Source organism: Paraburkholderia sp. SARCC-3016 (assembly GCF_031119615.1).
In the GTDB taxonomy this organism is placed as follows: domain Bacteria; phylum Pseudomonadota; class Gammaproteobacteria; order Burkholderiales; family Burkholderiaceae; genus Paraburkholderia.
Map to the genome: position 1 here is coordinate 12242 of NZ_JAVHZD010000011.1, position 11941 is coordinate 24182.

General features: G+C 61.9%; 12 protein-coding genes. 8 read left to right on the forward strand and 4 right to left on the reverse strand.

Annotated elements, in window-relative coordinates; translation table 11 throughout:
• Positions 1-64: 64 nt before the first annotated feature.
• Entirely contained in the window at positions 65-646 is a 582-nt protein-coding gene (locus QYH69_RS12760) for a YSC84-related protein (protein ID WP_308832224.1), read from the reverse strand.
• 324 nt (positions 647-970) lie between these two features.
• Here QYH69_RS12760 and QYH69_RS12765 point away from each other — a divergent pair, with 324 nt between their 5' ends.
• Complete coding sequence (locus QYH69_RS12765; RefSeq protein ID WP_308832225.1) at positions 971-1558, forward strand: hypothetical protein; 588 nt, start codon at positions 971-973, stop codon at positions 1556-1558.
• 17 nt (positions 1559-1575) lie between these two features.
• On the opposite strand, the gene QYH69_RS12770 is transcribed toward QYH69_RS12765, so the two are convergent.
• The 3 genes from QYH69_RS12770 to QYH69_RS12780 all read right to left on the reverse strand — a co-directional run bounded on the left by QYH69_RS12770 (position 1576) and on the right by QYH69_RS12780 (position 5007).
• Positions 1576-2217: a hypothetical protein gene (locus QYH69_RS12770; protein ID WP_308832226.1), complete on the reverse strand. Its 642-nt coding sequence runs from the start codon at positions 2215-2217 to the stop codon at positions 1576-1578.
• A 156-nt stretch (positions 2218-2373) separates the two neighbouring features.
• Positions 2374-3789 carry a PhoPQ-activated protein PqaA family protein gene (locus QYH69_RS12775; RefSeq protein ID WP_308832227.1) on the reverse strand — a complete coding sequence of 472 codons (1416 nt, stop codon included), beginning with the start codon at positions 3787-3789 and terminating at the stop codon, positions 2374-2376.
• A gap of 216 nt (positions 3790-4005) precedes the next feature.
• On the reverse strand, positions 4006-5007 hold the full coding sequence (locus tag QYH69_RS12780; protein WP_308832228.1) for an isoaspartyl peptidase/L-asparaginase: 1002 nt from the start codon (positions 5005-5007) through the stop codon (positions 4006-4008).
• A 373-nt stretch (positions 5008-5380) separates the two neighbouring features.
• On the opposite strand from QYH69_RS12780, the gene QYH69_RS12785 reads away from it, so the two are divergent.
• The 7 genes from QYH69_RS12785 to QYH69_RS12815 all read left to right on the forward strand — a co-directional run bounded on the left by QYH69_RS12785 (position 5381) and on the right by QYH69_RS12815 (position 11887).
• Positions 5381-6160, forward strand: a complete 780-nt coding sequence (locus QYH69_RS12785) for a sulfite exporter TauE/SafE family protein (protein ID WP_308832229.1) — start codon at positions 5381-5383, stop codon at positions 6158-6160.
• 371 nt (positions 6161-6531) lie between these two features.
• Positions 6532-7551: a MoxR family ATPase gene (locus QYH69_RS12790; RefSeq protein ID WP_308832230.1), complete on the forward strand. Its 1020-nt coding sequence runs from the start codon at positions 6532-6534 to the stop codon at positions 7549-7551.
• A gap of 4 nt (positions 7552-7555) precedes the next feature.
• Entirely contained in the window at positions 7556-8440 is an 885-nt protein-coding gene (locus QYH69_RS12795) for a DUF58 domain-containing protein (protein WP_308832231.1), read from the forward strand.
• A complete protein-coding gene (locus QYH69_RS12800) occupies positions 8437-9411 on the forward strand; it encodes a hypothetical protein (protein WP_308832232.1) in 975 nt (324 codons plus the stop codon). Before QYH69_RS12795 ends, QYH69_RS12800 begins: the two co-directional genes overlap by 4 nt.
• Entirely contained in the window at positions 9412-10410 is a 999-nt protein-coding gene (locus QYH69_RS12805; RefSeq protein WP_308832233.1) for a vWA domain-containing protein, read from the forward strand.
• On the forward strand, positions 10407-10964 hold the full coding sequence (locus tag QYH69_RS12810; RefSeq protein WP_308832234.1) for an MxaK protein: 558 nt from the start codon (positions 10407-10409) through the stop codon (positions 10962-10964). The genes QYH69_RS12805 and QYH69_RS12810 overlap by 4 nt, the downstream gene beginning before the upstream one ends.
• The gene (locus QYH69_RS12815) at positions 10961-11887 is read left to right on the forward strand and encodes an MxaL protein (protein ID WP_308832235.1); all 927 of its coding nucleotides are present in this window, start codon (positions 10961-10963) and stop codon (positions 11885-11887) included. Before QYH69_RS12810 ends, QYH69_RS12815 begins: the two co-directional genes overlap by 4 nt.
• The last annotated feature ends 54 nt before the right edge of the window (positions 11888-11941 follow it).

Here is an 11941-nt window from a genome sequence, read left to right on the forward strand (position 1 = left end):
ATAGAACGGCGCGGATCACCGGTGCTTTGCACGGCGACCGCGTTGACAGTTCCACTGCTCGAATTCAAATCTGGAGCGGAGTCACCTTCGTGCCGGCAAGCGAGACGTCCGCCATCAATCCGGCATTCGTCATGACGATGACTTCCACAGGCGCAGTGGCCGAGGTCGTATCGATCATACCGTTCGCGCCGATCTTTACGAGCGCCACGGACGCGTCCCCGGCAACTGTCCAGCCTTGCGACTTCCTGAACTGATCGAGCGCGTCGGACGTCATGAAAAGAAACACGATCGCCTTCGATTGCGCCCCCGCAGTCAGACCAAACGAACCCGATGTCGTGCTGTAGTACCCGACAGTGCCGCCGCTTACTCGTAGCGCACCATCGCCATGCTGCCCGCCAACAATGAATCCCGCCTGGAGTACGTTCGGGAAGACCAGAACCCCTTGCGCCTTCGATACGAGTTCCCTCGATCCTTTGACCGAAGTGTAAAGGCGCGATAGCGCACCGTCGACGCTTGCGTCGATGGACTGACGCCGGGCCATATCCGTTGCCGCGCTTTCGCCGCTGCCGGTCGTCGTCGTGCAGCCGGTGCAGGCGGCGAAGACAGCCGCCGCGCTCGCGCTTATCAAGAAATCTCGCCGCCGCATCGTCATCCTCCATGTGTGGTTGATGGCTAATTCATTTAATGCCCTGTATCTGAATTTTCAAAATCTATTTTTTTAAATAAGGGTTCCGAATTACAGGTCTGAATTCTGATGAACTGAGAATGAGAATTGAGGGCTACGGCAATGTGCTAAAGGCAGGGGATTCGCGAAGCGGCTACATGCAAGCTTCGAATGATTAATTGGACCAAGGTCCACTATCGTTCGTGTAGCGCTGTGAGTAGGCTGAAGCAGGATCCGCTGGTGATGATGTTCCGCATGAGCCATGTCCGCATGTGGACGGCGCTAATACTTTCGAGGAGCACAACGATGAAGATCGGAAACTGGCTGCTGGTCGTCACCCTCGCCGTGGTGGCCCATCCGGCACTCGCTCAGCCGCAGACGTCGGTCGATGTGACAAAAGGGATGGGCAATGCGTCTGTGACGGCAACCTCCACGGTCACCGCCACGATCGTAGCGATTGCGCCGGCAACCCGAACCGTGACGCTGAAAGAGAGGAGCGGACGGGTGTTCGAGGTTGAGGTGGGCGAGGAGGCGCGCAATTTCGATCAGCTCAAGGTTGGCGACATCGTCACGATGGAATACAGGAAGGCGATGTCGCTAAGTCTCGAGAAAACGAACGGCCCGCGCTCTGCCACGCAGCAGCTTGTCGAAAAACGCGCCGCCCCTGGTGAGAAGCCCGGCGGCACCATCGGCCGGGAGGTGACGGTGATCGCGGATGTCGTCTCCGTTAATGCCAAGGCCAAATCCGTTACGTTGAAGGGCCCACAAGGCAATACCGTCGATGTCGTCGTGGAAGATCCGGAGCAGATGAAGAACATCCGGAAGGGCGATCAGGTGAAGGTTGTCTATACCGAAGCAATTGCCATATCGGTGAGCCCCGGCGCCAGCCAGTAGGGTAGGTGCGGGTCGCGCTAGAAATCGTGCCGGACAGAAACGGCTGCCCCGATTTCGTGCGAGTGTGTAGCGTTGATGAGGGGGTTCGCCATAAAGCGCCAGGTGTCGTCGGGCGCGGTCGAACGCGCTGACGATGCCGACGTTGCAGGGGCGCCATATTGCGTCGAATTCCGCTTCACAATCTGGCTCTCGATTGTCGTGCCCGCATAGGTCGATGCGCCGGCCTCCGGCTGGGGCGAGAACGGAACATTGGCGTTTCCGTACGCAAACTGGTATTGGCTGAGTGCCGCACTGTAATTCTGTTCGGGTTGCTTCGTTGTTTGCGTGCTTGCCGGCTTCGTCGCAAGCGCTGTTTTCGTGCGCGGGCTGTGCGAATGCGTTTGGGGCCGATCGGCTGATCGAACGTTATTCGGGTGCGCGGAGGATGTGTGCGCAGCCGGATTTCCAGGCGGTGCTACAGGGACCTCGGCGAAGCCGACGCTGGTGAGACCCCATAAGAATGCGCCGGCGATCCAGTAGCGCGGTTTGCGACCGTGCATGAACGCCCCATTGGATAGCTGAGAAATCGGCATTCGAAAACCTTCTGTTTCGTACGCGCGTCTGGTGCAGGCCAGCCGCCATGAACTGCCTCGCGCGGTATTGGATGCTTGCTTGCCCATCGAACAGGCAGCGTCATCATAGAGCACGTCAAATGGACGAACAGTTCGAGATTTCCCTTGTAACGCGGATTTCGCGGCCAGAATACAACAGGGGTTTTCACTTAGTCCGCATCTGCGCTTAATGTCGCTGGCCCGTAAGCGGGCGCGTTTCCCTGCTTATCTGAAGGATCCAGTGCGCGCAGAGACGCGTCCTGGAATCGTTCGGCACGCCGCATTTCCCTCTGCCGGAGACGAAATCGGGTACGTTTCTCTACCGATAATGTACGTTCGGCTCGTCGCGACGAACCCGTCGGCGTAGGTCGCTTCGATAAAGAATGCACTCCAGCCCGTTTCGGGTTCGCGAATCGGCGCGTCAATCGTGCCGTCGTCTGTCGGTGCAATGGGGTTCGCGGTATATCGAATACCGCACGCCAACCGGAAATCGCGCGCGTGCGGATTCGTCGCGCTCCATAACGCAAGCGTTTTCGGCGGCTCCGAAGAATCGAAGCGAACTACCGCGTCGCGGCCCTGGCGGCTTAGCGTGGTATTGATCGACGGCAACGGCACTGCGTTTTGCAGCCTGTTGACGAACGGCGTCATCGAACGATGCGTCGCATCCTTGATGTCGTGATGCGAAGCATTCGGCACCATGCGCAGCGTCTTGATGCCGCCTAGCCTGTCATAGTAGAAGCCGGCGTTATCGGGCGCGAACAGATCGTCGCCGCTAGCGTTGACGATGTACTTTGGCACGTCGAGCCTTTGCGCGTGGCGCGTTCCAAGATACCGGAGCGGATCGACGATCTGCATCAACGCATCGAACTGCGTGGTGTCGATCTTCTCGTCGATATGCTCCGCAAAGTATGGGGAAAAAGCGATTGGCCATGCACCTCCGTACGAGCGATACATGTGGTTCAGCACCTCGCGTGTGTCGAGAATGTCGGCGGCGAACGCCACAATTGCATCGATTCTCGTGTCGGCGATGACGGCAAGCCAGCTTGCCCACGCGCGTTTCGATACGGCAGAGATCGTAAACGCGCGAATGCCGAGCGCGCTCAATTCGCGTTCGGCCAGCGACATCGCGCGGGAAATGGCCGCAACCATCGGCACGTTCAACGGCAGTGTCGGTCGTCTGGCGGGATCGTCAAGAAAAAGCGCCCAGCTATGCGCAACGCTGTCGTCTTCGGCACGCGCGCGGCCGTCGTCGGTATAGACGAGGTTCTGGTTCGGCACGTCGTGGATCACCACCACGGCCGTTCGCGTTTCACAGGCGATGGTTGCGAGCACATCGTGTGCAAAGTCGTGCGGACGGGCAGCGTCTTCACCGCTTTGATCGTGCCGTGTTCCGCCGTTCACGACGAGCAGCGCGCGCTCGCGCATCGCGTCGGGCGGAACGTAGAGCGTGACGTCGTGTTGCCACAGAGCCGGCTGGACGAGCGCTTCAGGCGACCAGTTCTGCGAATTCAGCAAATACGTATGCTGTTCGACTCCGGGCAGGCTGTTGCGCGCTGTCTTCAGATATTGCAGCGGTTGGCGCTCGATCGCGTCCCGGTAAGCAACGATGACATCTTCGAAGGCAATGGAGTCGTTGGGCATATGCAAGCTTGGCGCGCAAGGGGTGATCAAACGTTTGAACGCTTGTCATCTGTTTCGTGGCGACGACCGCATGTTCGCCGTGCCTCGTGTGTGTAACGGCTCGACATCGAGGTCCCGTCTACTTCAACAAAACACCTTCGTCAGCGGCGAATTCCCACACGAACGCTGTCGCAAGCAGGTTTGACACGCCTGTCGCAACATCGACCGTTCGCGCATTCAGCGGCCGATCATCGTGACCGGGGTTTCCCCCACGCGCGCGAAACCGCGATACATTCCTTCGGTATTGAACGGCAATGCGACGTTGCCATGGGCGTCGACGGCAATCAGGCCGCCGCGTCCGTCGATGCGCGGCAAGCGATTCATCACGACATCTTGCGCCGCTTCATCGAGCGACACGCCGCGATAGGCGATCTGCGCGGCCACGTCGTAGGCGGCGACCATGCGGATAAACATTTCGCCCGTGCCTGTCGTGGAGACGGCGCAGGTCGCGTCGTCGGCGTAGCAGCCCGCGCCGATCAACGGAGAGTCGCCGACGCGGCCCGGTTGCTTGTTCGTGATGCCGCCCGTCGATGTCGCGGCTGCGATATGGCCTTGCAGATCGACGGCGACCGCGCCGACCGTGCCGAATTTGTTATCGGGATCGATCGGCTCGCGCGGCGGCGCATCCGCCTCGTTTTGCGCGGTTGGCGATTGCGCGGCCGCAAGTGTGGCGCCGTCATGGTCGAGCATGGCGCGTTGCTGACTGCGTGCCAGCTGCCATTGCCGGTGTCGGTCGTCGGTGTGGTAGTAAGAGGGCTCGACCAGTTCCAGACCTTGCGCCTGTGCGAAGGCTTCGGCGCCGTCGCCCGTGAACATCACGTGTTCGCTGCATTCGAGCACGCGCCGTGCTGCGAGCACCGGATTGCGCACGCGCGTCACGCACGACACGGCACCCGCTTTCAGCGTGCGGCCGTCCATGATCGACGCGTCGAGTTCGTGCTTGCCTGCCGATGTGAAGACCGCGCCGCGTCCCGCATTGAACAGCGGGCAGTCTTCGAGTAGCCGCACCGCCTCGGTAACGGCATCGAGCGCGCTGGCGCCGTTGGCGAGCACGCGCTGCGCGGCGTCCAGCACCGCGCGCAATTCGGCGTGATAGCGCGCTTCGACGTCCGGCGTCATCGACGCTCGCGAAATCGTGCCGGCGCCGCCATGAATCGCGATGACTGCGTTCGAGGTCATTGTTTGCTCTTCGACAGGTTCGAGGGGTGAGGACATCGGCGAGCCAGGTTAGCACGAATCGGCCGTTCGGTCGAAAATCCGTTGGCCGATAGCGATGGCGCCGCGTTTTGGGGAGGAACGCCTATCACTTTGCGGAATAACCGTTGTTTACCGATCGCAAGCTGTTGCCGCCGGCGCTTTGAGGCGTAACGAGAAAGACCGTCATGCGTATGAAAGCGTCGATTCGAATGATACGAAAGCTCACGCCTTGTCGTCGCTCGCGATAACGGTAACGAGCGGTAGCAGGCGCCGATAGGAATCGTTCGCATTCAAGCGCCGACTCACGTAGTATGGCGGCTCGCGTTCCTCGCGGAACTGAATGCGGCGCCATGCGATGTTGAATACTCTGCTGATAAGCAATGTCTGGTTTTATGTTGTGGGCGTGCCGGCGCTTCTGCTGACAAGTCTTTCAAAGGGCGGCTTCGGCCTTGGCGTCGGCGTCGTGACCGTGCCGCTGATGGCGCTCTACCTGCCGGTGCCGGAGGTGGTCGCGATTCTTTTGCCCGTGCTTTGCCTGACCGACCTGCTCGCGTTATGGCAATACCGTGGTCAATGGAACCGGCCGTTGCTGCGGCTCGCCATACCGGCATCGTTTATCGGCATCGGCGCGGGCACGCTGGCGTTACATCATCTCGGCGAAGCATGGTTGCGGCTCGCTGTCGGTTTGATCTCCGTCGATTTTGCGCGGCGTCGCATACCCGGAGCGCGCCGCGTTGCGACGACGGAAGCGGTGCCGCGTCTACGACCGGCTTCTTGCGTGTTCTGGGGCGCGACATCGGGCTTCACGAGCTTTATGGCGAACGCGGGCGAACCGGCACTGACGATGTATCTATTGCCGTTCAGGTTGAGCAACCGCTGTTTTGCCGGCACCACGGCTGCATTCTTCGCCGTGGTCAACCTCGCGAAGCTGATGAGCTTTTCGATGCTTGGCCTCTTCACACGGACCACTTTGCTGACGAGCCTTCTGCTTACGCCCGTCGCGGTGCTCGGCACATATGCGGGCATCCGCTTGAATCGCAGACTCAATGCAACGCTCTTTCATCAGCTTTCATGTGCGATTCTGCTCGTGATCGGTGTCAGGCTCATTTATACGAGTCTTAGGGCGATCGTGTAGGCTGGCGGGAAGGTCGGTTGGCCTATCGTGGAGGTCCCGTCGAGCGAAGGAGGCGACGCGAAAGATTGGTTCGGTCTACTTGCGAGACCCCGATCTCAATCTGATTGAATCGCCGAACTGATGAAATAGCGCATCGCGAGGCGCGTGCGGCGCGCGGGGAAAAGACACAAAGTGTCCTCCGCGGTGGAACAGACTGGCACAAACCCTGACTTCCCCGAGGCGCATTTTCGAATGCGTTTGCGGCCTTGGCTGCATCTCGCCCTACAGGCATGGGAAATGCATTCTGCAGTCGGATCCTTACCCACACGCCGGAGCGGCCATGAAACAAGCGAGCATCGCGCGCCGCGGGGCGGATTGCGAGGACGCACACGATGGGCGCGAACGAGCAACTGCAGGATTGGCGCAGCTATGCGCTTAACCTCGAGCAGGAAGCCGCCAAAGCCGTAATCGGGCATCACGACACCGTACGCCTGATCAATATCGCGCTGTTCGCGCGGGGCCACGTGTTGCTCGAGGGCGGCGTGGGCGTCGGTAAGACGACGCTGCTGCGGGCAATCGCACGAGCGATTGGCGGCGAATTCGAGCGCGTCGAAGGCACGATCGATCTGATGCCGGGCGACCTCGTTTATCACACGTATGTCGACGCGGTCGGCAAGCCGCGCATCGAGCCGGGGCCACTGCTCAAGCACGGCGAATCGCTATCGACATTCTTTTTCAACGAGATCAACCGCGCTCGCCCGCAGGTGCAGTCGCTGTTGCTGCGCGCGATGGCCGAGCGCTCGGTGTTCGCATTCGACCGCGAATACAACTTTCCGCATATGACGCTGTTCGCCGATCGCAACAAGGTCGAGAAAGAAGAGACCTTCGAGCTCGCATCGGCCGCGCGCGACCGCTTCATGTTCGAACTCAACATGGCGACGCCCGACGACGACGATGTGCGCCGCGCACTCGTATTCGATCCGTCGTTTCACGATATCGACGCGCTGGTCGAGCGCGTGACGCCGGAAGTGTTGCCATGGCGCGAATTGAACACGATGGCCGCGATCATTCAGGCAAGCGTGCAGACGTCCGATGCGATCGAGCGTTACGCGCTCGATATCTGGCGAGCGACCGAATCGCCGCGGCGTTACGGCATCGAACTCGAAGACGTCGATATCGACAATCTGATTCTTGCAGGAGCGAGCCCGCGCGGCATGAGCATGCTGCTGCGCGCCGCGCGCGTCGTAGCATGGCTCGCGGGGCGCACCTACGTCGAACCGGAAGACGTGCATGTCGTGCTGACGCCGGCGCTCGGACATCGTGTGTTTTTTACGCCGATCTACGAACTGCGGCGCACCGAGCTTGCACAGGCGCTGACGCAGCAGATCGTCGCGCGCATTGCAGCGCCGTAACACCATGCGTGCGCAACTCAAGGAGTTCCACTACAGGCTGCCGGTGCGGGTAGCCGGCGCCCGGCCCGGCTCGCATCGCGGCACGAGCGTCGGCGCAGGGCAGGAATTCGTCGCGCACACGCGGCTTTTCGACTATCCGGACCCGCGGCGCATCGATATCCGGGCCAGCATTCGCGGCGGTCACGGCGACTGGCTCGTGCGGCTTCACAGGCAGCGCGTCGCGGTGCCGGTCTACGCGGTCGTCGATGTGTCGGCATCGATGCGTTTCGGTCGCGATGCGGACGCGCCGACGAAGCTCGATGCCGCTGCGCAGTTTGCCGAGGCGCTCGGCTATAGCGCATTTCGCCACGGTGACCGGGTGGGCATGCTCGCGTTCGACGAAGGCGAGCGCGAAGACCTGTTTTTGCCGGCGCGGCAGGTGCGCGGAGCCGGTGCGCTGATGCGCGCGACATTGCTCGACGCAAAGGTTCGCGACCGGCATTCCGTGTCGAAGTCGCGGGCAAGCGGATTGGAAAGAGCGTTTGCGCGCATTGCCGAGCGCGCGTGTCTTGCCTTTCTGGTCTCCGATTTCCAATGGCCGATCGAGGCGTTGCCGGACATGCTCCGGTCGATGTCGCGTGTCTGGCTCGTGCCGATCGTCGTCTGGAGTTCGGCGGAAGTGGAGCCGCCGTCGGCTCGCGGTTGGCTCACGACACACGATATGGAAACCGGCGAACAGCGATCGCTCTGGATAACGGACAAGCTGCGCGACCGATGGCGTGCCGGCATGGCTGCGAGAAAGCAACACATTATCGATACCTTCGCGAAGGGCGGCGTGCGTCCGCTCTTCATGACCGACACGTTCGATGCCGATGCGCTGAGCCGCTATTTCGTGGAGCAAGTCGCATGACGCCACGACGGAACGGCGCCAGGTACGGCGCGTCGCAAGGCAACTTCGGTGTGCGTCTGCGTGTGGTGGCGTGCCAGCATGCGTCTGGTTTCACGCTAGCGCGCGCGTTTGCATGCGCGTTCGCGATGTTGTGCAACTGTCCAATGGCTAGCGCAGCCGAAGCGTCGGTTCAGCAGCCTCCCGCATACGGTCATGCCATAGCCGACGTGCTAGAGCAACAGGTGTTGCTCGAACAGCATGGACAGCGCGTGGATCTCGCGGCGCCGCCATCCGCAGGCCGAATTTCGCTGTGGCTCGAACGCCGCCTTTCATCGATTTCAACCGATAGCGCCGGACGACGATGGCTCGTGCTGCGTTATCAGATCATCAATGCACCCGAGCAGCTCACGTCCGTGACCATTCCCGCGCTAAAGCTTCCGCTTGCCTCGGGTGCAACGCTCGACATTCCCGACTGGCCGGTGACGGTCGCGCCGTTGACGCTGAGCGAACCGCCGAACGTCGGCCGGCTGACGCCGCTGCAAGGAGACCGCATTGTGCCAGCGCCGCCCGTGGCGCCAATCCGGCGCGCAATTGCGATCTGGGGCTCGGCAACGTTCGGCATCGTGATCGCATGGAGCCTATGGTGGTTATGGCGCGAGCGTCGCGAGCGCGCCGCGCTGCCGTTCGCACGCACGTGGCGCGCGCTGCGACGTCGCGACGCCGCATCGATGGAAAGCGATACGCAGACGTGGCGGCTGATTCATGATGCGTTCAACGCGACGGCCGGCCGCGTCGTGCGCGCGCGCTCATTACCCGAACTGATGCAGCATGCTCCGCACTTGCAGACGCTCGAACCGCAGATCGAAACGTTCTTTCGCTGTTCGAGCGCGCGCTTTTTTCAAGGCGCGCACATCGGGCCGCAGCAGGAGCATTTTTCGCTGCGCGATTTTGCCCGCGCGCTATATCGCGCGGAGCGGCGCAACCGGCGCTAATTGAATGCCATGCCTGACTTTACCTATCCGTGGGTGCTCCTGCTGCTGCCGCTCGCCGCATTGCCGCTGTTGCGCCAGCACTTCGAATCGCTGCCGTTTTCGTGCGTGACGTGGCTGCCGGGCGACCGGGTGGGCCGCTTCGTCAGCGCGTTGTGGCGCGTTCTTGCGATGCTGGCCATTGCCTCGATCATCGTTGGACTATCGGGACCGGGCAACTCGAACCTCGAAAGGCGTGTAACGGGCACCGGCGGTGAAATCATGATTCTGATGGACCGCAGCGCGAGCATGGACGCCGAATTGGGCCGCGGGCTCGCGAAATACTCAAGCGCGCTTTCGACCGGCGAATCGAAGCGGCAGGTCGCATCGCGCGCGTTGGCCACTTTCGTGGCACATCGTCCTAACGACAGCTTCGCATTCGTGCTGTTCGGTTTGCAGCCAATGCTGGCGGTGCCGTTCACGCGCGATCATGGAATTGTCGATGCGGCGATGGAAGCGACCAACGTGGGGCGCGGTATGCCGGATACGCGGCTCGACGCCGGGTTGTCGTATGCGGTGCGCCTCTTCGATGGCCGGCCGCGCGCCGGCGGACGCGCCATCGTTCTGGTCTCGGACGGCGGGGCGCGGCTCGATTCGGACGCGCGTCGAAAGATTGCTGCGGCGCTTGCCGATAACGGCGTCGCGCTTTATTTCGTCTATCTGCGCAGCGGCATCTTCAGCCCCGATCTGAGCAACATCGAACCGCGATTCGAACACTCGGCCGAGGCCGAACTGCATCGGTTCTTCCAGTCGCTACGGACACCGTACCACCTGTATCAGGCAAAGGATGCGGAGCAGATGGCTGCCGCAATGGCCGAAATCGGGCGCCGCGAGAGTCAGCGTTCGCTATTCATCGAGCGACTGCCACGGCAGGACAGAAGCATACGGTGTTTTGCGGTGGGTCTATTCTGCTGTGCTGCGTTGATCTGCATGAGTGCTGTTCAGAAGCGGAGCTTCGCATGAAACGCATAGGGATGCATATTCTGTTCGGTGGTGCCGCAGCGTGCTGCGCAGGCGTTACCGTGTACTACGCAGTGGCGCTACAGCGGGCGATCGATGTGAGCCGCGCGATCGACGCCATGCGCAGCGCAACCGTCGCGCAGCTTTCGAACGGACCCGCCAATGAGGCACCGCAGGCGCGTCTTGCTCGCGCTGTTGCGTTGTCCGCCGCAGGGAGCGAGGCGAACGCGGGCAAGCTGTTCAACGAGCTCATGCTGCAGCCCGGTCCGGTCGACGTTAAGCGGGCTGCGCTTTTCGATCTCGCGAACATGTCGTTGCGTGCATCGGCCGGCGGCGACGCGCGCGGGCCGCTACGATCGCTGCCGTTGCTCGAAACAGCAAAGTCGCGCTACCGCGATCTGCTACGCGACGATCCGAGCGACTGGGACGCGCGCTACAACCTCGAGCGCGCACTGCGTCTCGCACCGGAATCGCCCGACGAGACCGAGACCGATCAGGATATCGAGCAGCGACGCAGCGTCAGGGTACGCGGCGCGCAGCCTCAGGAACTGCCGTGAACACCGGCACGGGCGGCAGGCCGGGCGTCGTGCGCCGATATGCATTGCTCGGCGCGGCTGCGTTGCTGCTGGTCGCGGCAGTATGGATGCCACCGATGGCGCGTGCGCGGTTCATATCGAGCTACATCGTTACGTTCGACATTACACAGAGCATGGATACCGAGGACGTCACGCTGAACGGGCGTCCCGTGAGCCGGCTGACGTTCGCGAAGACGGCGGTGCAGCACGCCTTGCAGCGCTTGCCTTGCGGTTCGCTTGTCGGCTGGAGTGTCTTCACGGGAACGCGTTCGCTGTTGCTTTTCGTTCCGGTTGAAGTCTGTTCGCATTACGATGCTTTACTGTCGTCGCTAGATCAGATCGGCGGACAGATGCGCTGGGCAAATAGCAGCGTGATTGCGCAAGGCGGCCTTTACTCGGCCGTGCATGCGGCGTCGGACGGCGAATCGAAGGCCGCGGTGGTCTTTATCACCGATGGACAGGAGGCGCCGCCCGTCGCGCCGTCCGACACGACCATCCGCGGTATTGAGCGAGGGCAGGCCGATGGCTGGATCGTCGGGGTAGGCGGCGATCAACCGGCGCCGATTCCGCACACGAATGCGCAAGGCGTACGCATCGGCTTCTGGCGTGCCGATGAAGTGATTCAGTCGGTGCCGTCGCGAAGTGGCGCGGGCGCCGGCGGGCACGAGGAACTGTCGGCATTGCGCGAGCCCTATCTTCGCGCGCTGGCGGCGCACGCGGGATTCGGCTATCAGCGGCTGGACGATTTCAGGTCGCTATCGGCGGCCATGGCCGACCCTAAACTGGGTCGGCGCGTGCAGGTCGCGACGGATGTCCGCTGGTGCCCCGCGCTCGTCGCGCTGCTTCTGCTCCTTTTATATTTTCTTCCGCGACGGAAGCGAAAGAGCGGCTTCACGAAACATTGAAGCGCGCTTGGAGCCGAACGCTTACTTGGCCGAATGACCGCGGATCGCCGCGCC

Bases quoted from the DNA above. Each gene is read 5' to 3' on its own strand.
- QYH69_RS12760 (WP_308832224.1), bottom strand. From the start codon at position 646: ATGCGGCGGCGAGATTTCTTGATAAGCGCGAGCGCGGCGGCTGTCTTC.
- QYH69_RS12790 (WP_308832230.1), top strand. From the start codon at position 6,532: ATGGGCGCGAACGAGCAACTGCAGGATTGGCGCAGCTATGCGCTTAAC.
- QYH69_RS12795 (WP_308832231.1), top strand. From the start codon at position 7,556: ATGCGTGCGCAACTCAAGGAGTTCCACTACAGGCTGCCGGTGCGGGTA.
- QYH69_RS12770 (WP_308832226.1), bottom strand. From the start codon at position 2,217: ATGGGCAAGCAAGCATCCAATACCGCGCGAGGCAGTTCATGGCGGCTG.
- QYH69_RS12765 (WP_308832225.1), top strand. From the start codon at position 971: ATGAAGATCGGAAACTGGCTGCTGGTCGTCACCCTCGCCGTGGTGGCC.
- QYH69_RS12785 (WP_308832229.1), top strand. From the start codon at position 5,381: ATGTTGAATACTCTGCTGATAAGCAATGTCTGGTTTTATGTTGTGGGC.
- QYH69_RS12780 (WP_308832228.1), bottom strand. From the start codon at position 5,007: ATGACCTCGAACGCAGTCATCGCGATTCATGGCGGCGCCGGCACGATT.
- QYH69_RS12810 (WP_308832234.1), top strand. From the start codon at position 10,407: ATGAAACGCATAGGGATGCATATTCTGTTCGGTGGTGCCGCAGCGTGC.
- QYH69_RS12775 (WP_308832227.1), bottom strand. From the start codon at position 3,789: ATGCCCAACGACTCCATTGCCTTCGAAGATGTCATCGTTGCTTACCGG.
- QYH69_RS12800 (WP_308832232.1), top strand. From the start codon at position 8,437: ATGACGCCACGACGGAACGGCGCCAGGTACGGCGCGTCGCAAGGCAAC.